Source organism: Pseudomonas sp. LRP2-20, assembly GCF_024349685.1.
Taxonomy (GTDB): Bacteria; Pseudomonadota; Gammaproteobacteria; order Pseudomonadales; family Pseudomonadaceae; genus Aquipseudomonas.
In genome coordinates, this window is sequence record NZ_AP025944.1 from 1932699 (window position 1) to 1956042 (window position 23344).

Annotated in this window: 17 protein-coding genes and 1 pseudogene; 10 read left to right on the forward strand and 8 right to left on the reverse strand. The window is 63.6% G+C overall.

Annotation, left to right across the window (positions count from 1 at the left end):
- Window positions 1-45 precede the first annotated feature (45 nt).
- From OCX61_RS08380 to OCX61_RS08405, 6 genes are all read left to right on the forward strand, one after another.
- On the forward strand, window positions 46-4596 hold the full coding sequence (locus OCX61_RS08380) for an NEL-type E3 ubiquitin ligase domain-containing protein (protein ID WP_261943372.1): 4551 nt from the start codon (window positions 46-48) through the stop codon (window positions 4594-4596).
- Window positions 4597-4724: 128 nt separating this feature from the next.
- Window positions 4725-6371, forward strand: coding sequence for an acyl-CoA synthetase (locus OCX61_RS08385; protein WP_261943373.1), 1647 nt, complete (start codon window positions 4725-4727; stop codon window positions 6369-6371).
- A gap of 14 nt (window positions 6372-6385) precedes the next feature.
- On the forward strand, window positions 6386-7153 hold the full coding sequence (locus OCX61_RS08390; protein ID WP_261943374.1) for an SDR family NAD(P)-dependent oxidoreductase: 768 nt from the start codon (window positions 6386-6388) through the stop codon (window positions 7151-7153).
- 11 nt (window positions 7154-7164) lie between these two features.
- The gene (locus OCX61_RS08395) at window positions 7165-8358 is read left to right on the forward strand and encodes an acetyl-CoA C-acyltransferase (protein ID WP_261943375.1); all 1194 of its coding nucleotides are present in this window, start codon (window positions 7165-7167) and stop codon (window positions 8356-8358) included.
- Window positions 8359-8366: 8 nt separating this feature from the next.
- On the forward strand, window positions 8367-9494 hold the full coding sequence (locus OCX61_RS08400; protein WP_261943376.1) for an acyl-CoA dehydrogenase: 1128 nt from the start codon (window positions 8367-8369) through the stop codon (window positions 9492-9494).
- Window positions 9495-9507: 13 nt separating this feature from the next.
- A complete protein-coding gene (locus tag OCX61_RS08405) occupies window positions 9508-10281 on the forward strand; it encodes an enoyl-CoA hydratase (protein WP_261943377.1) in 774 nt (257 codons plus the stop codon).
- 37 nt (window positions 10282-10318) lie between these two features.
- On the opposite strand, the gene OCX61_RS08410 is transcribed toward OCX61_RS08405, so the two are convergent.
- Window positions 10319-14857 carry a coiled-coil domain-containing protein gene (locus OCX61_RS08410; RefSeq protein WP_261943378.1) on the reverse strand — a complete coding sequence of 1513 codons (4539 nt, stop codon included), beginning with the start codon at window positions 14855-14857 and terminating at the stop codon, window positions 10319-10321.
- Window positions 14858-15156: 299 nt separating this feature from the next.
- Between OCX61_RS08410 and OCX61_RS08415 the strand changes: the two genes are divergently transcribed.
- A complete protein-coding gene (locus OCX61_RS08415) occupies window positions 15157-15561 on the forward strand; it encodes a TraR/DksA family transcriptional regulator (RefSeq protein WP_027919101.1) in 405 nt (134 codons plus the stop codon).
- Window positions 15562-15747: 186 nt separating this feature from the next.
- Window positions 15748-15942 carry a hypothetical protein gene (locus OCX61_RS08420; protein WP_261943379.1) on the forward strand — a complete coding sequence of 65 codons (195 nt, stop codon included), beginning with the start codon at window positions 15748-15750 and terminating at the stop codon, window positions 15940-15942.
- Window positions 15943-15948: 6 nt separating this feature from the next.
- Here the strand turns inward: OCX61_RS08420 and OCX61_RS08425 are convergent.
- Window positions 15949-16080, reverse strand: a pseudogene (locus OCX61_RS08425) (hypothetical protein); the annotation flags it as partial.
- A gap of 373 nt (window positions 16081-16453) precedes the next feature.
- Between OCX61_RS08425 and OCX61_RS08430 the strand changes: the two are divergent.
- Together OCX61_RS08430 and OCX61_RS08435 are read left to right on the forward strand one after the other, a co-directional pair.
- The gene (locus OCX61_RS08430) at window positions 16454-16924 is read left to right on the forward strand and encodes a hypothetical protein (RefSeq protein WP_261943380.1); all 471 of its coding nucleotides are present in this window, start codon (window positions 16454-16456) and stop codon (window positions 16922-16924) included.
- Window positions 16921-17133: a hypothetical protein gene (locus OCX61_RS08435; protein ID WP_261943381.1), complete on the forward strand. Its 213-nt coding sequence runs from the start codon at window positions 16921-16923 to the stop codon at window positions 17131-17133. The genes OCX61_RS08430 and OCX61_RS08435 overlap by 4 nt, the downstream gene beginning before the upstream one ends.
- A gap of 11 nt (window positions 17134-17144) precedes the next feature.
- Here the strand turns inward: OCX61_RS08435 and OCX61_RS08440 are convergent, their stop codons facing one another.
- Genes OCX61_RS08440 through OCX61_RS08465 form a run of 6 tightly spaced genes read right to left on the reverse strand, consistent with a single transcriptional unit; the run spans window position 17145 to window position 23202 of the window.
- Window positions 17145-17510, reverse strand: a complete 366-nt coding sequence (locus OCX61_RS08440; protein WP_261943382.1) for a Na+/H+ antiporter subunit G — start codon at window positions 17508-17510, stop codon at window positions 17145-17147.
- The gene (locus OCX61_RS08445) at window positions 17507-17785 is read right to left on the reverse strand and encodes a K+/H+ antiporter subunit F (protein ID WP_003250109.1); all 279 of its coding nucleotides are present in this window, start codon (window positions 17783-17785) and stop codon (window positions 17507-17509) included. The genes OCX61_RS08440 and OCX61_RS08445 overlap by 4 nt, the downstream gene beginning before the upstream one ends.
- Entirely contained in the window at window positions 17782-18270 is a 489-nt protein-coding gene (locus OCX61_RS08450) for a Na+/H+ antiporter subunit E (protein WP_261943383.1), read from the reverse strand. The genes OCX61_RS08445 and OCX61_RS08450 overlap by 4 nt, the downstream gene beginning before the upstream one ends.
- Window positions 18267-19946 (reverse strand): monovalent cation/H+ antiporter subunit D, encoded by a 1680-nt coding sequence (locus OCX61_RS08455; protein ID WP_261943384.1) that lies wholly within the window; start codon window positions 19944-19946, stop codon window positions 18267-18269. Before OCX61_RS08455 ends, OCX61_RS08450 begins: the two co-directional genes overlap by 4 nt.
- Window positions 19943-20287: a Na+/H+ antiporter subunit C gene (locus OCX61_RS08460; protein WP_261943385.1), complete on the reverse strand. Its 345-nt coding sequence runs from the start codon at window positions 20285-20287 to the stop codon at window positions 19943-19945. Before OCX61_RS08460 ends, OCX61_RS08455 begins: the two co-directional genes overlap by 4 nt.
- Window positions 20287-23202 carry a monovalent cation/H+ antiporter subunit A gene (locus tag OCX61_RS08465; RefSeq protein WP_261943386.1) on the reverse strand — a complete coding sequence of 972 codons (2916 nt, stop codon included), beginning with the start codon at window positions 23200-23202 and terminating at the stop codon, window positions 20287-20289. Before OCX61_RS08465 ends, OCX61_RS08460 begins: the two co-directional genes overlap by 1 nt.
- Window positions 23203-23344 lie beyond the last annotated feature (142 nt).

Genomic DNA, 23344 nt, shown 5'->3' on the forward strand with positions numbered 1-23344 from the left:
GTGCAGGCGCAATTTGATCGCCTTTGTCATTGCCTGGAGATCGCCATGCTTCAACCGAGTGAACACCCCAAGCTCGCCCACCCGGTCAACGATTTCATCGTCGAAATACTGCCTGATTGGCTAAGCAAAGCAGGGGCAGAACCGATCAAGGCACTGCGCGCAGCCGTGGCTGATCACCTGGTGAGCCGCAGCATGCTGACCGCACGGCTGAAGCGCCTGCAACCGCTGGACCGCTTCGCCAAAGAGCGCCTGAACCCTGCCATCGAAGCGAAGCTGCAGATGCAGCTGGACCTGGATAACGTGGTGTGGCGTGAAGAGCGCCTGCGCCTCAGCCCGCGGCCTTTTGACCCGGGATTGGGCGTATTGCCCCCTGATTATGAACAGGTGCTGGTCTACCAGCCGCTGCTGCAGACACTCATGCAGAACTTCACGGATGGCGAATCGTTCTTCGAACTGACGGCGGTCATCAAGCAACAGCCGGCCGAAGGCTCATCGGCACAGGTGCTGAGCTGGCAGATCGATGACCTGGTCAGCCTGTGTCGTGAGGCTGATGTTGGCGCTGCGTACCAGCAGCATCTTGACCAGGTGCTGACTGCGGATTTTTCCACGGCCCTGGCTAACGATCTGCGCACCCGTCTGGCGCTGGTGGTGGAAATCGCCGCATTGCGAAAGCAACTCCAGAGCAGTGATCTGAACATGCTTCGCCTGCTCATCCAAGGCAGAGCTGCCCGACATGCTCAGGGCTGGAGTGGTGTTGCCAGGGCTTTGCGGGTTCTCGATTGCCAGGTCGATGGCGCCATGGCCTTTGAGTTGATCGAACCGCCGCGACGCCAGAGTGATATCCCGGGTGGCCCGCCGGACAGACTCAAGGGGGTGATCATCTACTTGCCTGATGACCATGAGCAGCCCTTGCGGCGTTTTGCGGACTGGGATGCGGTCAATAGTGCGCTGGTGCGGAGCATGCGGGGTAAGGCTTTCAGAAGCGCATTCGTCCAGCGTATCGCATTGCATGAGCGGGCAGCTTTCCTGACGTTGCTGGGCAAGCGCATGAGCGACGATGAACCGGATCTGCAACCGACCTGGCTAGCGATAAAGGATGATGTCTTCACCGCCATGGCCAGGCGACACGCCCGGCGTATCAGGGAAGACGCTCGCTTCCTCGCAGTGCCCACTGCCGACGTGGACCGCCGCGCCAGCGCTGAGCGGCTTGCTGCGCTGGAAGGCGCAGGGCTGGGCTTGCTGGGCCTTGCCGGGCTGTTCGTGCCCGTCATCAATGCTGTGCTGCTGGGTGACCTTGCCCGGCAATTGCTGACCCAGGTGTATGAAGGTGCCGATCACTGGGCCCAGGGGCATCAGCACGAGGCGCTGGAACATCTGGTGGGCCTTGCCGCCTCTGTCGCGCTGCTGGGCACTGCCACATTGGGGGTACATGCCCTGCGCAGTGCTTTCGTCGACACCCTGGAGCCTGTCACTACCGAGTCGGGCTTGCAGCGCCTGTGGCTGAATGATCTGACGCCGTATCGCACCGCGGCATCCGACATTACCCTGACCGAGCGGCACGACGGCTTGTTCTCTGGCGACGATCAGCTCTGGTGGCACAATCAGGGGGCGTTCTACGCTGTGCGCCAGGATGGCGATGGCACCTGGCGCTTGTTGCACCAGGGCGGTGTCGAACGCTTCGGCCCAGGGTTGCGAGGCAATGGCGAGCGTGGCTGGTGGTTGCGTTACGACCGGCCGCTGGAATGGCAAGGCAGCTCCAGGCTGCTGACCAGCCTGTGGCCGGCTGCGAGGGCCCTGAGTGCCGAACAGGTCGAGCAGATTCTGCTGGTGGCTGGCGTGGACGAGGCGAAGCTGCGGCAGCTGCTGGTGGAGAGCCGGCCGCTGCCGGTCGGGCTACGAGACACCCTGCGACGTTTCGAGGTGCAGCGCGAGAATGAAGCATTTTTCGACCCGGCTGGGGCAGGGCCGCAGTACGCCGAGCGGCTGACGTGGTGCCTCGACAGGTTATCGCTGCAGGAGCAGGCGCCGGACGCACAGCTCGCAGCGATCAGCGATGCCGCGCAACGCTTGCGCCAACCCATGCTCGACCATTTCGCCGAAGCCAGCCTGCCAGACGATCCGGCACTTGCCGTGATCAGGCGCGATTTCCCCGGCCTGCCGAAAGCCTATGCACTGGACGTGCTCAAGGCCGCTTCGCCGCAAATGCGCCAGCGCATGGTCGAAGACTTGCGCTTGCCACTGGCCCTCGCGCAGCAGGCGCGGCGCCTGCTGCTGGAGGTGCGCCTGGTGCGCATGCGTGAGGCGTTGTTCCTGCACGGCAGCTATGGCCCAGACCTGGTGCGTTTGGTGTTTGCCCTGCTTCGGCGACAGGGTTTGAGTGCCGGGCAGATCAATCTTGTGTTACGTGAGCGGAGCTCCACCGGTGCGGTACAGGCGCGGTTGCTGCCGGCTTTTGGCGATGCATCGCAGACCCTCGACCTGGTATGGACAGACGGCAGCTTCCAACTGTATGACGAAAGAGGCCTTGCCAGCGATCTTGAGGTGGCCGAGCCGCAGGGCTTGTTCGACGTGCTGGCGGCTACGCTATCGAGCAGTATGCTAGAGCGTCTGGGCGGGGGCGGTGAGAACGGGCCCGGTCATATCAGGGCAAGGATGCAGGCGTTGTTGCCGCGGGATCGTGAGGGCCTGCTGGCATTGCTCGGCTGGCGCGAAGCCAAGCCGCTGGGCGCGGCCATCCAGCGACTGGACGATGGCCGCGTCGGTTACCCCCTGGGCCCTGTGCTGTCATGCCTGGATTCACCTGGGACCACGTTGCGGCGCCGGGTGCGCAGCCTCTATCCCGGCTTCAGCGAGGCTCAGGTCGAGCGGTTCATTCACTTTCTGCTCCTGCGCAGGTCATCCCCCTTTACCACCTTGCTGCATCAGGAAATGGAGTATGACGCGCTGGATCGCAGCTTGAGAGCCTGGGCCCGGCAGGGGGATGCCGCGCAATGGCGGCTGCGCTCTCTGGCCAGCGATGAATTCCGCCGCACCTGGCGGCTGGAGGGGCCACGGATCGTGGAAAGGGTGGAGGGCGCACCTGGCGATGTGGAGGCGCGCTGGAGCATGCGCCTGGCCCTTGCTGCTTTGCCGTTAGGCGACCTGCCCGACATTCCTGGAGGAACCGATTTTTCTCATGTGACGCATTTGACCCTGGTCAATCTGAGACTGACGGTGGTGCCGGCAGGCTTCCTTGAAAACTTCCCCTCCCTGAAGAGCCTGGACCTGAGCTTCAACGACCTTCACACATTGCCACACGGTCTGGAGCGCCTTACCGAGCTGCGCGAGCTGATCCTGGCCGGCAACCGCCTTCGCCTGACCCAGGCACAGGCCGATGTGCTGGCACGTCTGACCACGTTGCGCCACCTGAACCTGAGTGACAACCCGATCGGCGCTGTTACCTTGCGTGTTGGACAGCTGGTCAATTTGCAGGCGCTGGTTGTACGAAGCGCTGGATTGCGGGCCATGCCTGAGGGGCTCGAGCGCTGCGAAAGGCTCACCCTCATCGATTTTCGCAACAACCAGATTGAAGCCGTTACGCCGGCGCTGCTGAACTCGCCCGTGCAACGGCGCCAGGTGATAGTCCTGAGCGGCAACCCGGTGGCTGCGATGCTGAACGATCAGTTGCGTCGGCATCGGCTGGCGCCGATCGAAGATGTCGAGCCTGCATTGTCTGGCAGCCGGTGGCTGGCCACGCTTGATGAAACTGAATACGCGGCCCGCAGCGCGCAGTGGGACACGTTGCGCGCTACACCGGGTAGCGATGCATTCTTCGGCTTGCTCGACGAACTGGTCGAGAGTGCCGATTTCAGGGCTGCCGCGCAGGCCACTGCAGAGCGGGTCTGGCGGGTTATCGGCGCGGCAGCCGGGGATGACCGCATTCGTCAGGACCTCTTCGACATCGCCGCTGATCCACGTACCTGCGCCGACAGTGTGGCCCACTGTTTCAGCAACCTTGAAGTGCAGATGCATGTGTCGCAATTCACCCACAACGGGGCACCCGCAGCCACCAGCAGCGAACGGCTGCAGCTTGCCCAGCGCCTGTTCCGCCTGGAAAAGGTCAATGCCCTGGCCCGGGCGATGATGGATGAGCGCTACGGAAACGGTCAGTGGCGGGGGACCCATGACGAAGAGGAGGTGGAAGTGAGCCTGGCCTACCGCACCGGCCTGGCCGAGCGCCTGAACCTGTTGGGGCAGCCACGGCACATGTTGTTCGGCTCATTGGCCGGTGTCACCCAGGCGGATCTGGACAAAGCCTATCAGCAGGTAATCAGTGCCGAAGCGTCCGAGGAGCGGGTGGTCTTCATCAGTGAGCGTGAGTTCTGGGTGGACGCGTTGCGCGAACTGCACCCCGAAGCCTTTGGCGCCATCGATGAAGCGTTCCAGCAAAGCTGGGAAACCGTTGAAGCCCGGTGGGAGTCGAGCGTCGCCAGCGAAGCGGCATTGGGGCATCAGGAGTACCTGCGCCAGGCCACCAACCTGCGCAAGGAACGCGAGATGGCCTTGGCCGCCCTGGCCCTGAAGCTGACCCGCGAAGCAATCGAAACCCCGGTATAGCGCTTGTGGCCTGCGGCCAAACCGGTCATCCAGATTGACAGCTTTGGCCATTGTCGCCACGCCCGGGTGGCGCGAACATCGTCGGACCGATTGTTCAACTCCAAAAACAACAAATCAGGAGTCCGACGATGCGCGATTACACCGAGGCCGCTCGAGCGTTCGACCATGCCCAGGCCACCATGGCCGCATTGCATGGCAACCTCGATGCCCTCAATGCCTGTGTCGAATGCTGCGACCGCCATGCCGGGGTCGGCAAGCTGGCTCTGGTCCATGTAGACCGTGAGGGCAACACGCGCGACTACAGCTTCGATCAGCTCAAGGCACAGGCAGCCCGTTTTGCCAATGTGCTCAGGGCGCAGGGTGTGGGTGCTGGCGACCGGGTAGCCGGGCTGATGCCGCGTACTCCCGAACTGCTGGTCACCATTCTTGCCACCTGGCGCCTCGGCGCGGTGTACCAGCCGCTGTTCACCGCCTTCGGCCCCAAGGCCATCGAGCACCGCCTGGAACAGTCCCACGCCCGGGTCGTGGTCACCGATAACCACAACCGCGCCAAGCTGGACGAGGTGCAAGCCTGCCCGACGATCATTACCGTGAAGGCCCGCAGCGGCGAGCTGGATTTCCAGCAATGCCTGGAGCTGGCCTCGGTCGATTGCGAGCCGGTCATGCGCACGGGCAATGATCCCTTCCTGCTGATGTTCACGTCCGGCACCACCGGCCCGGCCAAACCGCTGGAAGTGCCGCTGCGTGCCATCGTCGCCTTTCAGGGCTACATGCGCGACGCCATCGACTTGCGCCCTGACGACAACTTCTGGAACCTGGCCGACCCAGGCTGGGCCTATGGCCTGTACTACGCTGTCACCGGCCCCTTGTCGCTGGGCCATGCCACCACCTTCTACGATGGCCCGTTCAGCGTCGAAAGCTGTGTACGGGTGATCGACCAACTGGGCATCACCAATCTGGCAGGCTCGCCCACCGCATACCGCCTGCTGATCGCAGCCGGTGATGAATTTTCGGCACCGATCAAAGGCCGCCTGCGCGTTGTCAGCAGTGCCGGCGAGCCGCTCAACCCAGAGGTGATCCGTTGGTTCGCCGATGAACTGGGCGTCACCATTCACGACCACTACGGCCAGACCGAACTGGGCATGGTGCTGTGCAACCATCATGGTCTGCAGCACCCGGTACACCTGGGTTCGGCCGGCTTCGCCATCCCCGGCCACCGCATCGTGGTGCTGGACGAGCAGGGTAACGAGCTGCCCGCCGGCCAGCCGGGCATTCTCGCGGTCGACCGCGAGCAGTCACCGCTGAGCTGGTTCAGTGGCTACCATGGTTTGCCGACCAAGGCCTTCGTCGGCAAGTACTACCTCAGCGGCGACACCGTCGAGTTGAACCTGGACGGCAGCATCAGCTTCGTCGGCCGCAGTGACGACGTGATCACCACCTCCGGCTACCGCGTTGGCCCGTTCGATGTGGAGAGCGCGCTGATCGAGCACCCGGCCGTGATCGAAGCCGCAGTGATTGGCAAGCCAGACCCGGAGCGCACCGAGCTGATCAAGGCTTTCGTGGTGCTGGCCAGCGGTTACCAAGGCAGTAACGAGCTACAGGAAACCCTGCGCCAGCACGTGCGCCAGCGGCTGTACGCCCATGCCTACCCCCGGGAAATCGAATTCGTCAGCGAGCTGCCCAAAACCCCGAGCGGCAAGCTGCAACGCTTCATCCTGCGCAACCAGGAAGTCGCCAAACAACACGCGCAACAGGCCACCCCTGCCAGCGCCTGACAAGGAACACGATCATGCAGATAGCCAACAAACACTTCATCGTCAGCGGCGCGGCCTCCGGCCTGGGCGCGGCCACCGCGCAGATGCTGGTCGAGGCTGGCGCCAAGGTCATGCTGGTCGACCTCAATGCCCAGGCCGTCGAGGCCAAGGCACGCGAACTGGGTGACAACGCCCGCTTCGCGGTGGCCGACATCAGTGACGAACAGGCCGCTCAGGCGGCGGTGGATGCAGCTGTAAGCGCCTTTGGCAGCCTGCACGGGCTGGTCAATTGCGCCGGCATCGTCGGCGCCGAAAAAGTGCTTGGCAAACAGGGGCCGCATGGCCTGGCCAGTTTCGCCAAGGTCATCAACGTCAACCTGGTCGGTAGTTTCAACCTGCTGCGCCTGGCTGCCGCGGCCATGGCTGAAGGGCCGGCCGATGACGGCGGCGAGCGCGGTGTGATCATCAATACGGCTTCTATCGCCGCCTATGATGGCCAGATCGGCCAGGCAGCCTACGCCGCCTCCAAGGGCGCCATCGCCAGCCTGACCTTGCCGGCCGCCCGCGAGCTGGCGCGTTTTGGTATCCGCGTGATGACCATCGCCCCGGGCATCTTCGAAACGCCCATGATGGCCGGCATGACCGAGGAAGTACGCGCTTCGCTGTCGGCAGGCGTGCCGTTCCCACCGCGTCTGGGGCGCCCGCAGGAATATGCCGCCCTGGCCCGCCACATCATCGAGAACAGCATGCTCAACGGCGAGGTGATCCGCCTCGACGGCGCACTGCGCATGGCTGCCAAGTAAGGAGAACGCACATGAACCTCGCCAATGACCCGATCGTTATCGTCAGCGCCGTGCGCACGCCCATGGGCGGCCTGCAGGGCGATCTCAAGAGCCTGACCGCGCCGCAGCTGGGCAGCGCCGCCATCCGTGGTGCCGTGGAGCGCGCCGGCATCGATGCCAGCAGTGTCGAGCAGGTGCTGTTCGGCTGCGTACTGCCCGCAGGCCTCGGCCAGGCACCGGCGCGCCAGGCGGCACTCGGTGCCGGGCTGGACAAGCACACCACCTGCACCACGCTGAACAAGATGTGTGGTTCGGGCATGCAGGCGGCGATCATGGCCCATGACCTGCTGCTGGCCGGCACGGCCGATGTGGTGGTGGCCGGTGGCATGGAGAGCATGAGCAACGCACCTTACCTGCTGGACAAGGCCCGTGGCGGCTACCGCATGGGCCACGGCAGGATCATCGACCACATGTTCATGGACGGCCTGGAAGACGCCTACGACAAGGGCCGCCTGATGGGCACCTTCGCCGAAGACTGCGCCCAGGCCAATGCCTTCAGCCGCGAAGCCCAGGACCAGTTCGCCATCGCCTCGCTGACCCGCGCCCAGGACGCTATCAAGAACGGTCGCTTTGCCGCCGAGATCGTGCCGGTCGAGGTCACCGAGGGCAAGGAGAAGCGCACCATCAAGGATGACGAACAGCCGCCCAAGGCGCGCCTGGACAAGATCCCGCAGCTCAAGCCGGCCTTTCGCGACGGCGGCACGGTGACCGCCGCCAACTCCAGTTCGATTTCCGACGGTGCCGCCGCGCTGGTGCTGATGCGCCGCTCCGAAGCCGACAAGCGAGGCCTCAAGCCGCTGGCGGTGATCCACGGCCACGCCGCCTTCGCCGACACCCCGGCACTGTTCCCGACCGCGCCGATCGGTGCCATTGACAAGCTGATGAAGCGCACCGGCTGGAGCCTGGGCGAAGTCGACCTGTTCGAGATCAACGAAGCGTTTGCCGTGGTCACCCTGGCCGCCATGAAGCACCTCGACCTGCCGCACGACAAGGTCAATATCCACGGAGGCGCCTGCGCCCTGGGCCACCCGATCGGCGCCTCGGGCGCGCGCATCCTGGTGACCCTGCTGTCGGCCCTGCGCCAGAACAACCTGCGCCGTGGTGTGGCAGCCATCTGCATCGGCGGTGGCGAGGCCACGGCCATGGCTGTCGAATGCCTGTATTGAGGTGAACCATGCTGGTAACTGACGAGCAACAACAGATCGCCGATGCGGTCCGCGCCTTTGCCCAGGAGCGCCTTAAACCGTTTGCCGAGCAATGGGACAAGGAGCACCGCTTTCCAAAGGAGGCCATCGAGGAAATGGCCGAGCTCGGGCTGTTCGGCATGCTGGTGCCGGAGCAGTGGGGCGGCAGTGACACCGGTTACGTGGCTTACGCCATGGCGCTGGAGGAGATCGCGGCAGGTGACGGTGCCTGCTCGACCATCATGAGCGTGCACAACTCGGTGGGTTGCGTGCCGATCCTGCGTTTTGGCACCGAGCAGCAGAAAGAGCAGTTCCTCACGCCGCTGGCCATGGGCTCGATGCTCGGGGCGTTCGCCCTGACCGAACCGCAGGCCGGCTCCGACGCCAGCAGCCTGAAGGCCCGCGCACGGCTTGAGGGTGACCACTACGTGCTCGATGGCAGCAAGCAGTTCATCACGTCCGGGCAGAATGCCGGCGTGGTGATCGTCTTTGCCGTTACCGATCCGCAGGCTGGCAAGCGGGGCATCAGCGCCTTCATCGTGCCCACCGACTCACCGGGCTACCAGGTGGCCAGGGTCGAGGACAAGCTCGGCCAGCACGCCTCCGATACCTGCCAGATCGTCTTCGACAATGTGCGCGTACCGGTGGCCAACCGCCTGGGCGCGGAAGGTGAGGGCTACAAGATCGCTCTGGCCAACCTCGAAGGTGGTCGTATCGGCATTGCTTCGCAGGCCGTCGGCATGGCCCGTGCGGCTTTCGAAGTGGCGCGCGACTACGCCAACGAACGGCAAAGTTTTGGCAAACCGCTGATCGAGCACCAGGCCGTGGCCTTCCGCCTGGCCGACATGGCCACCAAGATTGCCGTGGCCCGGCAGATGGTGCTGCACGCCGCCGCACTGCGTGATGCCGGGCGCCCGGCGTTGGTGGAAGCGTCCATGGCCAAGCTTTTTGCCTCGGAAATGGCCGAGAAGGTCTGTTCGGATGCCTTGCAGACCCTGGGCGGATATGGCTATCTGAGCGACTTCCCGCTGGAGCGGATCTACCGCGACGTTCGGGTCTGCCAGATCTACGAAGGCACCAGCGACATTCAGCGCATGGTCATTGCGCGCAATCTTTGAAGGAGCAGACTGCATGGCATTCGAAACCATCCTGTTGGACATCCACGGCAAGGTCGGCCTGATCACCCTCAACCGCCCGCAGGCGCTGAACGCGCTGAACGCGCAGATCGTCGGCGAGATCAACCAGGCCCTGGACCAGCTCGAACGCGACCCGAATATCGGCTGCGTGGTGCTTACCGGTTCTGCCAAGGCCTTTGCCGCTGGCGCCGACATCAAGGAAATGGCCGAACTGCAATACCCGCAGATCTACGTTGACGACCTGTTCAGCGACTCGGACCGCATTGCCAATCGCCGCAAGCCGATCATCGCTGCGGTGTCTGGTTTTGCCCTGGGCGGTGGCTGCGAACTGGCGATGATGTGCGACTTCATCCTCGCTGCCGACAATGCCAAGTTCGGTCAGCCGGAAGTCAACCTGGGCGTGCTGCCGGGCATGGGCGGCACCCAACGCCTGACCCGTGCGGTGGGCAAGGCCAAGGCCATGGAGCTGTGCCTGACCGGGCGCCTGATGGGCGCCGAAGAGGCCGAACGCGCAGGCCTTGTGGCGCGCATCGTGCCGCAGGCCGAATTGCTGGAAGAGGCGCTGAAGGTGGCGGCGACCATCGCCAGCAAGTCGATCCCGGTCAGCATGATGGTCAAGGAAAGCGTCAACCGTGCTTTCGAGGTCACCCTCAGTGAAGGTGTGCGTTTCGAACGTCGGGTGTTCCATGCGGCGTTCGCCACCGAAGACCAGAAAGAAGGCATGGCCGCCTTCATTGCCAAGCGCGAGGCGCAGTTCAAGGACCGCTGAAAAGCAGCGGGCACCGCCAGTGGCAGCGCCCGCTACTTCATTGTGCGTTGAAGAAGAACCGCTGCGCCGCCGCCGGCGTGATGCCAGCGCGGTAGACGGTGCCAGGATCGTTGTTGGTCAGGTAACGCTGCGCCGCGGTCTTCAGGTGACCCACGATGAAGCCCGCCTTCGGCGTCTCCAGCGCCGGGTAGTGGAAGTGTGCGTACCACAGCACCTCACCGTCATGGCTGATGGCGTATTCGTCCATGAAGTCTGCAGGTCGGCCCTTGACCTTGGCCAGGCGGGTACGGCCGGGCGTTGCGCTGACCTGCACCTGGCCGTGTTCGATCAGGTACTGAACATCGCCCATGCGCGGCAACTGCGCCAGGGCGGCCTGGGTTCGCAGGCGAGGCGCCGCTTGCCTGAGCCGTTCGCTTTGCTGGTACAAGGTCTGCACCACGACGGCGGCATCCTCTTGGCGAGGCGCCGCGTCGGTCTGGTTTTCAGCGGTCAGGCGGGCTTCGATGGCGCTGATCTGCGCCAGCAGATCCTCACGCTGTTGGGTGACCTGTTCCTCGATCTCGACCGGCAGAAAATTCCCAGTGGTCTGCTCCTCAAGTTTTTGCAAGCGCTCATCGACCCTGCGCATCAGCGCGTTGCTTTCCCTGAGCAGGCGTTTGAGTGACTTGCCGTTGGTGGCAGGGCGTGGATCGCTTTGACGGGCAAGCGCCACCCAGTTGCCATCCTCCAGGCGGTAGGCGCGGCTGGGCACATGCTGGTCAGGCCCGGCTATATCGACAATCGAAGCATCGTTCTTGCGCGGCTCGCCTAGCAGAAGGCCATGTTCCTGGGTTTCGATCAGGCCAGGCAGTTGCCGGCGCAGTTGCGCCACGGTCACGGTGGGCGGGTAGGATGGCAGCTCATCGAGGTCGGCCTTGACGCCATTGTCGATATCATCCAGGTCATTGGCCAGCTCGGCGAGGGTGGTTTTTATCGCGGTGTCGACTTGGGTAGCGTCCAGGTTCTGCAGCTGCCGGCGCACGCTGGCCAGCTTTTCGCGCAGACCTTGCAGCAAACGGACCTTGGCCTCGTCACTGGCGATGTCGGTGGTCAGGAATTGCACGCGCTGGCCCATGCACAGTTGGATCCCGTCCCACACGCGCTCCAGCCAGTAGAGGGCTTCTTCGCTCAACGTGTGTACGAAAGTCAGGCGGTTGATCAGCGTCTCGACATGCAGAAAACGCAGTGCCACGGGCTGCTCGCGGGTAACCTTGAGTTGCGTGATCGACTCGTACCAACGATTGATGTCGGGCTGGCTACGGCTGCTGGACTGCTGCAGCCGGGCCTGATGTTGGCCCAGGACACGGGTGGTGTCCATCAACTGCTCGAGCAACGGCGCCAGTTCGCTCAGGCGTTGGCCGGCGATCCTGGCGTCCGCATCGCTGAGTGATTCCCCCAGTGACTGCTTGTGCGCAAGCTTGAGTAATTGCTCCCGTTGCCCTTGGTAGAGCTCATGCAATGCGCTGAGCATGGCTTGCCGTGCCATACCCGCCTGATACAGCAGCTTGGCACGGTTGAGCTTGAAGTCACGGGTTCCGCCGGTGAGTGTATCCAGTCGTTCGAAGTCGTCGAGATACTGCTCCCAGAACTGGGCCAAGGCTTGCACGCGGGCCAGCGAAGCTTTCAGGGTAGCGGGGTCGTCGGTGTCCATTTTCGCCACTTCGGCCGCCAGCGCGTCGGTTTGCGCGTGGGCGCGACTGCTGGCCGCACCGATACGCGCCGTCACATCTTGCAGTGCCTGGCGGTTGGCTTCCCGGGTTTGCTGAATACGTTTGCCCAGGGGCATGCCGCCCAGCAGGCGCAAGCCCAGGTCCAGCTGCCAGCTACCGTTCTGGCCGCGTTTTATCCAAGGGCCTGGCGTGCGATCAGGGCCGATGATGCGCATCTGGTCGGTGTCTGTGTCTGCCGCGACCTCGAAGGGATGCCCGTCGATCACTGCATACAACCGGTTTTCGTGCAGATACAGCCCGCCCAGCGGCCCGCTAGGTGCGGGGCTGTGCAGCAGGGAAACCGGTACGGCGGCCTGCAAGGACATCAGCTGCTGCTGTTGGCTGGCCGTAAGTGTGCGCCTGGCAGAGGCCCAGCTGAAGTCCAGAAGCTCGGGCTGTAATGGCGTTTCGCTGATTTGCGGCATCGAAACTGTGGCAGATGCTGGCGGAGTCTGTCCGCCTGGTTCGACGGGGGCTTCTGGCTGCAGTTCCAGGCGCTCCCGGAACAGCGCGTGGGAAAACAGCAACATGGCGATATTGACCAGCAGGTTCACCAGTGCCATGCGATGCTCGGTCGGGTTCTGCTCGTCGGCAGATTCGACGTATGCCGCCAGTGCCACCTCCATCTGCGCCAGCCAGGCAATGCTGTTCACCAGCTTACCGGCCACGGGGAGCACTGAGTTGAGCAACAGCCAGCCGAGTTCACCCCAGTTCATCAAGCGGGTTTGCTCGCTGGTTACTGCATGTTCGCGGAAACGTTCGATGGTTTCTTCTACGCACGCCTGGTAGATCGCCGCGCCGGGATCGGTCGAGGCAGGTTCACTGGCCAATTGAACGGGAGCGGGGGTACTCAGCGGGATTTGACTGGTGTCATCCAGAGGGTGGAACAGGTGCGGTTCGAGGAATCCGCCATGCGCGTAGATTTTCCGAACGTCCGGGGCCAGCCGTTTCAGCATGTCGGTCTGCAGTTCGCCTGGCGTGCTGAGCGCCACGAACAGCGCCAGGCGGTCGGCGAACTGCAGGAGCGCGGGTGTATGCAGCGGCCGGTATAGAAGACACGGGAAGTGAGCCGGGGTATCAGCTTCAATCAACCAGGTGTTGCGTGGGTGATCGGGGGTGGCGCCTGGCGACTTGATGAAGCCAAGTGGGCGGATCACCCAGCGCGGTGAGTCGGTGCCCTGTTGGGGGTTGATCGCCTGGGCGATGCGCTCTGCAGCATCCTTGTCGATGTCCTGGCCGCGCAGGTGCAGTTCCAGCGCTTGCGCAGGCAGTTGGGAACGGAGCTGCCGGGTCAGCAGTTGCACGCGCTCCTGTCGTTGATGCGGATCGTCGAGCATTTTCTGGCGGAGCATGGCCGGGTACGCGCTGCCGATGTCGAGTTCCGTGATGATCTTGCGCAGGTAGCTTTCGCTCAGCCAGGCCGGGAGCACGCCGCCGTCGCGAGTGAGGGTGACTTTGCCCGGCTTGAGCAAGCCCAGGTTGCCGATGGCCAGTTGTGCCAGGGTGTAGGTGACGGGATTGATTTCACCCGTCTGGACCACGCCGCCTTGCCCGGGCACGGCAGTGGCTGTGACCTGATGGTTGATCACCTTCACCTGCCTGGGGTCAGGCGCGCTCTCGGGGTGATCGTGTTGCATGCGTGTGGACAGTTGATGATTGGCGAAGTCTTCGGCGCTGTCGATGCCGTCCAGCCAGAACTGACCCTGCACCCGGTCATAACCTTCAGCGATGTCGGCCAGCAGATTGCTGTAGTGCAGCAGAACCGGGCTGTCGGCGTTACGCAGCCAATCGGGCAGGCGCTCGTTGAGCGAGGCGCGACGTGCGGTCTCAAGGTCATCGCATTGGTCGAACATGGCGCTGAGGTTATCCACCAGCAGGTTCAGGGCAATCGGATCCGGTACTGGGGCGAACTGCTTGCCCACGTGCTGGATCGCTCGAACTTGTTGCGCCAGCATGCCCCGCGCCTGGTGCTCGAACGCATCACCCGTGGACGGCTGGAGGGTGACCCTGCGCGGCGCGGTACGAGCGGCTGCAGGCCAGCTGATGCCAATGTCTTCCAGCAGCGCCTGGCGGGAGCTGAAATCGAGGAGCCTGCCGGTCAGCGTGTACAGCAGCGTGATGGCGGCTGTCGGCTGGCTGTCGGTGCGCTCGATGAGCAGGGCGCTGGCCAGGTCGACATCCAGCTTGCCGTCGCTCGAGCAATCGATGCTCAGTTCACTGACCGCCAGCATTGCCGTGTTGCTCCAGGCTCGCCGCGAGGCGGCTTTTGGATAATCGTGCAGCAGCCGCGCGGTGCCCAGGGCCAGCGAGGGCAGGCTAGCTGCCTGATAGTGGCTGTCGATGGATTGTCCGAATACCCTTCGCAGGTAACGGGCATACCAGTTCCAGGGCGATTGCCCGCTTTCATCGGGCTGGTCCCAGTAGGCGATCAGCTGCTGCAGGTGCTCATCGATCAGACACGGAGCGACCTGATTGATCAGTTGCTCTACCGCGGAAAGTTCGACAGTCAGGGCCCAGGCGGGGTCAGGCTGATGATGATGGGTGAGATAATCATCGCCTTCAGCAAGATGCAGGGTGAGCTTGCTGCAGTAGGCTTCAACCACCGCTTGTGCCAATGGCCGGATCCACACCGTGCCGTGCCATGGCACCCAACTGACCAGATTGAGACTGGCTGGATCCAGATTCGCGCTCAGCCCGTGTTGCTGCCATCGTGACTGCACCATGGAGGTGGCTGTGTCGAGCAGCGTGGGGCGTTTTGCGAAGCGGCGGGCTACCTGGCAGTCGAGATTGGTGTGCAGTGCCAAGCGCTGGACGAGGGTGTCGGTCATGATCTATCGCTCATCGGCTGGAAACAGCCATCAGGCGACATTTGATCCGGGTAGCTGTATTAGCCCGTTGACACCTGCGGAGCACCTGTTGCGTGCTGTGTGCCAGGGTGCCGGCGAGCAGATTCCAGCCCATTGGGGTAATTTCCCCGGTGATTGCTGTTGCTCATGGCGGCTTGGCGCCTTAGACTGCCGCCCCCTGTAAAAGAGTGCCGGTTGGCGCTTGAAGAATTCCGCTGCCGGTGCCAAGGCGCCGGCGGCACCTGAATCGCCCAAATGCACATTTTTTCATAGAGAAATCGATGACCAAGGAACAGTTGCTGGCCATGTCGGCCGATGACTACATGAACGCTGACCAGCTGGCTTTCTTCGCTGGCCTGCTGCAGGCGATGAAAGTCGAAACCCATGAACGCATCGAGCTGAGCCGTGCCACCATCGAAGGCCTGGACACTCCGTCGGATCCTGCCGACGTGGCGTCGGTCGAAGAAGAGCGTAGCTGGCTGGTCAATGCCATCGACCGCGACCAGCGCTTGCTGCCGCAACTGGAAATGGCCCTGGACCGCATCTCCGACGAGAGCTTCGGCTGGTGCGATGACAGTGGTGAGCCGATTGGCCTGAAGCGTCTGCTGATCAGCCCGACCACCAAGTACTGCATCGAAGCCCAGGAGCGCCACGAGCAGCTCGACCGCCACCAGCGCCAGGTCTGACCCGGCGCAGTGCGCTAAGCCCCATGGAGCAATCCCTGGGGCTTTTTGCGTTCGCTGCATGAATGGCCTTGCGGTATTTATTGCTCAGGGCGTAAGACTGCTGTACCGGGATGCGCTGTTTCAGGGCGGTCGCTGGGGGTATCATGACCTTATCGTTAGGGTGCTATCTAAGTGCCGGAGGGAATGATGAACAGCCGAGTCGATGTCGCGGTGATGATCGGTTCAGGGGTGCCAGCGAGCTTGCAGGCACTGGGCAAGCGGGTCTGTTGGGTGGTCCTGGTCAATGGCGAGCGCCGTGGTACGGCGTTCGCCACCCGTGGCGAGGCCATGGAATGCCAGGCCGCCTGGTTGCAGCTCATGCAACAAGGTCACGCCGCCTGAACGGTTTCAGGCTTCCAGGCTGCGCGCCAGTGCGCAGGCATCGCGGTGCAGTCGGCGAAAGCCCTTGACCCTGCCCGTGGCGCTTTCGGTAATGTGGAAAAACTCTATACCTGCGGGTATCACCACGTAGCGTGGCATGCTGCTGGCGCATGAAAGGTAAGAAATGCTCTTTACCTCTCGACGGATTTCAGTGTTTTCGTGCATATTCATTCCCCGGTAATGCGCTGATGGATACCTGAGCCCGTTCTGCCGAGGGGCCTGCAGTTATCTATCGCATCTTTTCTGGCGGGTTTGTTGTCAGACATTACGCTTCCCTTATGGGGAATATGCCGAAAGCCTGCTTTGAGGCCATATCTGGCAAGCCAGAGTACAGATTCCTGCGTGCTGCATCGCCAGCAGGTACAGACGTTTCGTGCATCAATTTATTATTCTTTTCGCCTATCGAATTGAAATGGCCGTGCCTCACCGACTCCGAGTGAGGGCGGATGTCACCGGTTTGAGGATTACTTCATTGGCAGTCAGTACACTGGATACCCACGCCTTGTTTGCCCTGGGCGATTTGCGCGGTAAGTTGGCCAAGCTGTTTCAGGGCCGTTTCATCTATGTTACCGAACAGACCCCCGAAGGCCTGTACATGGCCGAGATCGACACCGAAAGCGCCTTGGTGGTCGATGACAAGCAACGCCTAGAATTGAAAGTCGGCGATCACTTCCGCGCCGCCGTGTTGCCTAGCCGCGAAGGCGGCAAACTGGAAATGCGCTTTCGCGAGATCAAGTTGAACGTCTACGGCGTGGGTGACTACGCATTTGTTTCGGTGCCTGAAGGCGAGGGCATCGTGTTCCGCGAAGGGCAGGGCGTGATGCTGGTTTTCGCCGCACAGCAGCAGGTTCAGGAAGGCCTGGGCAAGTTGCTCAAGGCGGTGACCGGCAAGGTCGCCAAGTGGCGCAAGGGCGAGCTGACCACCTTCAAGGCCAGTGAATGAGCGAAAGTGACGAAGCGCCTGGTACGCGTGCCGCGTTTCATCGGCAGTACCAGGTGCAAGCCCTGGCTGAGGCCCAGCGCCTGCTGGCGCAGCGTGGGGTGATGGGCGCAGGCTGGCTGAGTTGGGTGGCGGCCCAGCTGTATCAACTGAGCCCGCCCCCTTATGCCTCCATGGTGCGGCGCGAGTTGCAGCGCCTGACACAAGGCTGAGGCCAGCCGTTTCAGTGGCCGCGGTCGCGGCCACTGCTCACTTCTTCAGGTACGGCCTCTTTCGCCATGCGCTTGCGGAACAGCGCCGCGCGGGCCAGCAGCAGTGTCGTGACCGGTACGGTGATCGACAGCAGGATCGGGATCAGCCAGGCATGCAGCACCGGGTGATCCTTGAGCCAGGAGAAGTAGATGATCGACGCCAGCGCCACGCACCAGGCACCGATGGTCGACGCCAGCGCCGGTGGGTGCATGCGCTGGAAGTAGTCTTTCAGGCGCAGCAGGCCAATGGCGCCGATCAGTGCGAAGAGGCTGCCGATCAGCAGTAGCGCGGCAGTGACCAGCTCCAGCCAGAAGGGCAGTTCAAGGGTTTCGGTCATTCGATCACCTCACCACGCAGCAGGAACTTGGCCAGGGCGAACGAGCCGACAAAGCCGAACAGGGCAATCAGCAGCGCACCCTCGAAGTAGGTGTCACTGGCATAGCGGATTCCCAGCACCAGCATCGTCAGCATGGCCAGGATGTACAGGTAATCCAGCGCCAGCACCCGGTCCTGGGCGGAGGGGCCGCGGAACAGCCGGATCAACGCCAGGCCCATGGCCAGGGCGAAGATGAACAGGCTGGCGAGGACTGCGTTGGCGAGCAGGCCTGTCATTCGAAGATCTCCATCAACGGGCGTTCGTAGGTGTGCTTGAAGTGTTCGATGAAGGCCGCTTCGTCGTTCAGATCGAACACATGCAGCAGCAGTACGCTGCGGTCCAGGGCCAGTTCCGACCATACGGTGCCGGGTACCACGGTGGTGATCATCGACAGTGCCGCGAGGCCGTGGGCGTCGCGCAGGTCCAGTGGTATGTGCACGAAGGCCGAGCGTGGCGGGCGCTGCCCGGCGCGCAGCACACCAATGGCCACCAGCAGGTTGGAATGGATGACATCGAGGCCGACCCGGCCAATCAGCTTTGCCACTGCCCAGGGTTTGCGCACATGCGCGTATTGCGGGCGCAACGGTGCCATCAGCAGTGGGGCCAGCACGCCCAGTGCTGCGCCCAGCAACAGGTTGCCGGGGCTGAGCGACAGGTTCAACAGCAGCCACAGCACGAACAATGCAGCCGATAGCAGCGGAGCGGGAAACAGTCGGCTCATGGCTGCACCTGTACGTCGAGTGTGGTCGGGCCAGGGACGGGGCGGGCGGCCATTACCGCTTCGATGTAGGCGTCCGGCGCCTGCAGGCTGGCCGCAGTGTCCTGGGTGTAGCGCAGCAGCGGTTCAGCCCTGAAACTGAGGATGATGCACAGGCCGAGCAGGACCACGATGGGCAGGCACTCGTAGCGGCGCAGCACAGGTGAGGGGCGCTCTTCGGGCTTCCAGAAGCGCTGGATGCCAACCCGGCCGAAGGCGATCAGCGAGGCCATGCCTGAGAGGATCAGCAAGGCCACCAGCACCCAGCCCGCCGCCGGCAGCGGTTGCTCGGCTGGCATGCCCAGGCCCAGTGGGTTGAACAGTGCGCTGATCAGGTTGAGCTTGCTGACGAACCCGGATAGCGGCGGCATGCCGATGATCAGCAGGGCACAGGCGATGAAACTCAGGCCGAGGAATGCCATGGTCCAGGGGATGATCTGGCCGATGACCACCTTCTGCTCGTCGTCGAGGTTGATGCCTTTGGGCGGGTGCAGCGACTCGAGTGGTGAAGGCATGGCGTCTTCTTCTTCATCCAGCGGCGCCTCGTTGGCCGAACGCGAGCGCTCGACCAGTTCGGCCAGCAGGAACAACGCGCACAGCGCCAGGGTTGAGTTGACCAGGTAGAACAGGGCTGCGCCAGTGAGCGCCGGCTGGGCGAAACCGACTGCGCCGAGCAGGGTGCCGGCGGAAACCAGGATGCTCAACGCGGCCATGCGCTCCAGGCGTTGTGCGGCCAGTATCGACACCGCCGCCACGGCCAGGGTGACCAGGCCCCCGTAGACCAGCCATTGCCCGCCGAAATGCGCCGAAGCACCGGCCTGCCCGGAAAACAGCAGGGTCCACAGGCGCAGTACGGCGTACAGGCCGACCTTGGTCATGATGGCGAACAGCGCGGCGACGGGGGCACTGGCCGAGGCGTAGGCAGGCACCAGCCAGAAATTCAGCGGCCAGATGCCGGCCTTGACCAGGAAGGCCATGGCCAGGATCGCTGCGCCAGCGTGCAGCAGGCCACGGTCGGCTTCTGGCACCAGCGGGATCTTCAGGGCCAGGTCGGCCATGTTCAGGGTGCCGGTCACGCCGTACAGCATCGCTGCGCCAATCAGGAACAGCGATGAGGCGAACAGGTTGATGGCGATGTAATGCAGCCCGGCTCGCACCCGTGCGCGGCCCGAGCCATGCAGCAGCAGGCCGTAGGAGGCGGCCAGCAACACCTCGAAGAACACGAACAGGTTGAACAGGTCGGCGGTCAGGAAGGCACCGTACAGGCCCATCAGCTGGATCTGGAACAGCGCGTGGAAGCTGGCGCCGGCACCATCCCAGCGGGCACGGGCGAACAGCAGGGCGCTGATGCCGATGACGCCGGTCAGGGTCAGCAGCAGGGCTGAGAGGTGATCCACGACCAGTACGATGCCAAAGGGCGCGGGCCAGTTGCCAGGCAGGTAGACACCGATCGATTCCGCCTGCCCCTGGGTGCGCACCCACAACAGCAGACTGACGGCTATGGCCAGCCCGGTAAAGGTCGAAAGAAGGTTCAGGCGCGCCTTGACCTGGCGATGCTTTTCACCCAGCAACAGCATCACTGCCGCCGTCAGCAGTGGCAGCAGGATGGGGGCGACGATCAGCTGACTCATGCCACTCATTCGTCACGCTCCCGGCCGTCTACATGGTCGGTGCCGGTCAGGCCGCGCGATGCCAGCAGTACCACCAGGAACAGTGCGGTCATGGCAAAGCTGATGACGATGGCGGTGAGTACCAGCGCCTGCGGCAGCGGGTCGGTGTAGTGCAGCAGGTCCTGGGACACGCCGTCCTTGATGATCGGCTCCTTGCCGATGAACAGGCTGCCCATGCTGAAGATGAACAGGTTGACCCCATACGACAGCAGGCACAGGCCCATGATCACCTGATAGGTGCGCGGGCGCAGGATCAACCACACCCCCGAGGCGGCCAGTACACCGATGGCGACTGCAATGACTTCTTCCATCAGGCGGCTCCTGCTTGGCTGGACTTCGACGGGTTGCCCGGGCGGTAGGCACGCACCGACTGGTGCGCCAGGGCTGTGAGAATCAGCAGGGTCGAGCCGACCACCACGGTGAACACGCCGATGTCGAAGAACAGCGCGCTGGCCACGTGCACGTCGCCGAGCAGCGGCAGGTGCAGGTGAGCGGTATGGGTGGTGAGGAACGGGTAGCCGAGCAGCATGGCGCCGACCCCGGTCAAGGTCGCGCAGAGCAGCCCGGTGCCCATCCAGCGCAGCGGCCGCAGGCTCATCTGAGCTTCGACCCATTGGGTGCCGGCCACCATGTACTGCAGGATGAACGCCACCGACATCACCAGGCCAGCGACGAAACCGCCACCTGGCTGGTTATGGCCGCGCATGAACAGGTACATCGACACCAGCAGGGCGATTGGCAGCAGCAGGCGTACCAGCACTGCGGGCACCATCATGAAGCCCAGGGCGGTGTCGGTGGCATGCCGCGGGTTGATCAGGTCGGTGACCACGTCCGGCGCCAGCTGACGCTGCTGGGCTGGCAACTGCATGCTTTCCTTCGGTGGGCGGAAGCGCCGCAGCAGGGCGAATACGGTCAGCGCCACGGCCACCAGCACGGTGATCTCGCCGAGGGTATCGAAGCCGCGGAAGTCCACCAGCATCACGTTGACCACGTTGGTGCCGCCGCCTTGCGGCAGGGCGCGACTGAGGTAGAACGACGAGATATCGTTGGGCGTCGGCCGGGTCAGCATGGCGTACGACAGCACCGCCATGCCGGCACCGACCAGCACTGCCAGCAGCAGGTCGCGCAGGCGCCGGGCTCGGGCACGGTCGAGGCTGCCGGGTAGTGGCGAGACGCCTTCGATGCGCCGTGGCAGCCAGCGCAGGCCTAGCAGGATCAGTACCGTGGTGACCACCTCGACTACCAGTTGGGTCAGGGCCAGGTCCGGGGCGGAGAACCAGACGAAGGTGATGCAGGTCATCAGGCCGCAGACGCTGACCATGATCAATGCCGCCAGGCGGTGGTACTTGGCCTGGTAGGCGGCGCCGATGGCGCAGGCGATTGCGATCAGCCACAGCGCGACGAATACGCCGGAGCCGGGGATCTTCGGCCGGTCGCCCCAGCTCAGGCCGCTGTACAGCATCGGCGTGAGGCCGGCGATGAAGGCTGCCAGCACCAGCATGAACAGTTGTGACTGCAGGCGGCGGCTGGTCAGCAACCGCTCGATGCGTCGTGCCAGCAGCATCAGCCGGACCTGACCGTGTTCGAACAGGCGCTTGCCATTGAAGCGCTCGATCAGCGGCGGATACGGGAAGCGTCCACGGCGCAGCTGGTTGCGCAGCAGCAGGTAGAGCACGATACCGCCGCTCATGGCCACCAGGCTCATGATCAGCGGGGCGTTCCAGCCATGCCAGATGGCCAGGCTATATTCCGGCAGCGTGCCACCCACCACTGGCAGCGCAGCGGCAGCCAGCAGCGGGCCGACCGACTGCGCCGGGAAGATACCCACCACCAGGCAGGTCAGCACCAGCAATTCGACCGGCGCGCGCATCCAGCGAGGTGGCTCGTGAGGCGTGTGCGGCAGGTCCTCGGCCTTGGGCCCGAAGAACACGTCGACGGTGAAGCGTAAGGCATAGGCGACGCTGAAGGTCCCGGCGAGGGTGGCGATCACCGGCAGTGCGGCTTCGACCCAGGCCGTGGAGGTGATGAACACGGTTTCGGCAAAGAACATTTCCTTGGACAGGAAACCGTTCAGCAACGGTACGCCGGCCATCGAGGCGCTGGCCACCATGGCCAGGGTCGCGGTGTAGGGCACCAGGCGGATCAGCCCGCTGAGGCGGCGGATGTCGCGGGTGCCGCTTTCATGGTCGATGATGCCGGCGGCCATGAACAGCGAGGCCTTGAAGGTGGCGTGGTTGAGAATGTGGAACACGGCGGCGACCGCCGCCAGCGGGCTGTTGAGGCCCAGCAGCAGGGTGATCAGACCGAGGTGGCTGATGGTGGAGTAGGCCAGCAAGCCCTTGAGGTCGTTCTGGAACATTGCAGCGAAAGCGCCCAGCAACAGGGTCACGGCACCCGCGCCGCCGACGATCCAGAACCACTCGTCACTGCCCGACAATACCGGCCAGAGGCGTGCCAGGAGGAACACGCCGGCCTTGACCATGGTTGCCGAGTGCAGGTAGGCCGAAACCGGAGTGGGTGCTGCCATGGCATGGGGCAGCCAGAACTGGAAGGGGAATTGCGCACTCTTGCTCAGTGCGCCGATCAGGATAAGAGGAAGCAGCACAGGATACAGCGCGTGCTGGCGGATGCTATCGCCGGCAGCCAGGACCTTGTCCAGGTCGTAGCTGCCGACCACATGGCCGAGCAGCAGGGCCCCGACCAGCAGGCACAAGCCCCCGGCCCCCGTTACCATCAAGGCCATGTAGGCGCCGCGGCGGGCGTCGGCGCGGTGGTGCCAGTAACCGATCAGCAGGAACGAGAACAGGCTGGTCAGTTCCCAGAAGAACACCAGCTGGATCAGGTTGCCGGAGATCACCAGGCCGAGCATGGCGCCCATGAATGCCAGGAAGAAGGCGAAGAAGCGCGGCACCGGGTCCTGTGGCGACATGTAGTAGCGTGCATACAGCGACACCAGGGTGCCGATGCCCAGTACCAGCAATGAGAACAGCCAGGCGAAACCGTCCATGCGCAGGACCAGGTTCAGGCCCAGGCTGGGCAACCACAGCAGTTCTTCGCGGATGACGCCGCCATCGGCAATCTGAGGGTACAGCAGTGCTACCTGGACGGTGCCGACCAGGGCCACGAGCCCGGCAAGGATGGACTCGGCGTTGCGTGCGTTGTGCGGCAGCACAGCTGCCAGGCAACTGCCCACGAACGGCAGAAGCAGTAGCACTATCAATGACATAGCGGTCTATTCTGGAAAGGTTTGCAAGGATCATACGTGCCGGGCCGTTGATCACCAACACGCAAGCTGTCGCAGAATCCTACAAAAGCGCTGTGACGAGCTGTTTTTTTATAACAGTTTCTTACAGAGCATAGACGTTGCC

Excerpts from the sequence above, each read along its gene's own strand:
- OCX61_RS08380 (WP_261943372.1), top strand. The coding sequence starts at position 46 with ATGCTTCAACCGAGTGAACACCCCAAGCTCGCCCACCCGGTCAACGAT.
- OCX61_RS08385 (WP_261943373.1), top strand. The coding sequence starts at position 4,725 with ATGCGCGATTACACCGAGGCCGCTCGAGCGTTCGACCATGCCCAGGCC.
- OCX61_RS08390 (WP_261943374.1), top strand. The coding sequence starts at position 6,386 with ATGCAGATAGCCAACAAACACTTCATCGTCAGCGGCGCGGCCTCCGGC.
- OCX61_RS08395 (WP_261943375.1), top strand. The coding sequence starts at position 7,165 with ATGAACCTCGCCAATGACCCGATCGTTATCGTCAGCGCCGTGCGCACG.
- OCX61_RS08400 (WP_261943376.1), top strand. The coding sequence starts at position 8,367 with ATGCTGGTAACTGACGAGCAACAACAGATCGCCGATGCGGTCCGCGCC.
- OCX61_RS08405 (WP_261943377.1), top strand. The coding sequence starts at position 9,508 with ATGGCATTCGAAACCATCCTGTTGGACATCCACGGCAAGGTCGGCCTG.
- OCX61_RS08410 (WP_261943378.1), bottom strand. The coding sequence starts at position 14,857 with ATGACCGACACCCTCGTCCAGCGCTTGGCACTGCACACCAATCTCGAC.
- OCX61_RS08415 (WP_027919101.1), top strand. The coding sequence starts at position 15,157 with ATGACCAAGGAACAGTTGCTGGCCATGTCGGCCGATGACTACATGAAC.
- OCX61_RS08420 (WP_261943379.1), top strand. The coding sequence starts at position 15,748 with ATGAACAGCCGAGTCGATGTCGCGGTGATGATCGGTTCAGGGGTGCCA.
- OCX61_RS08435 (WP_261943381.1), top strand. The coding sequence starts at position 16,921 with ATGAGCGAAAGTGACGAAGCGCCTGGTACGCGTGCCGCGTTTCATCGG.
- OCX61_RS08440 (WP_261943382.1), bottom strand. The coding sequence starts at position 17,510 with ATGACCGAAACCCTTGAACTGCCCTTCTGGCTGGAGCTGGTCACTGCC.
- OCX61_RS08445 (WP_003250109.1), bottom strand. The coding sequence starts at position 17,785 with ATGACAGGCCTGCTCGCCAACGCAGTCCTCGCCAGCCTGTTCATCTTC.
- OCX61_RS08450 (WP_261943383.1), bottom strand. The coding sequence starts at position 18,270 with ATGAGCCGACTGTTTCCCGCTCCGCTGCTATCGGCTGCATTGTTCGTG.
- OCX61_RS08455 (WP_261943384.1), bottom strand. The coding sequence starts at position 19,946 with ATGAGTGGCATGAGTCAGCTGATCGTCGCCCCCATCCTGCTGCCACTG.
- OCX61_RS08460 (WP_261943385.1), bottom strand. The coding sequence starts at position 20,287 with ATGGAAGAAGTCATTGCAGTCGCCATCGGTGTACTGGCCGCCTCGGGG.
- OCX61_RS08465 (WP_261943386.1), bottom strand. The coding sequence starts at position 23,202 with ATGTCATTGATAGTGCTACTGCTTCTGCCGTTCGTGGGCAGTTGCCTG.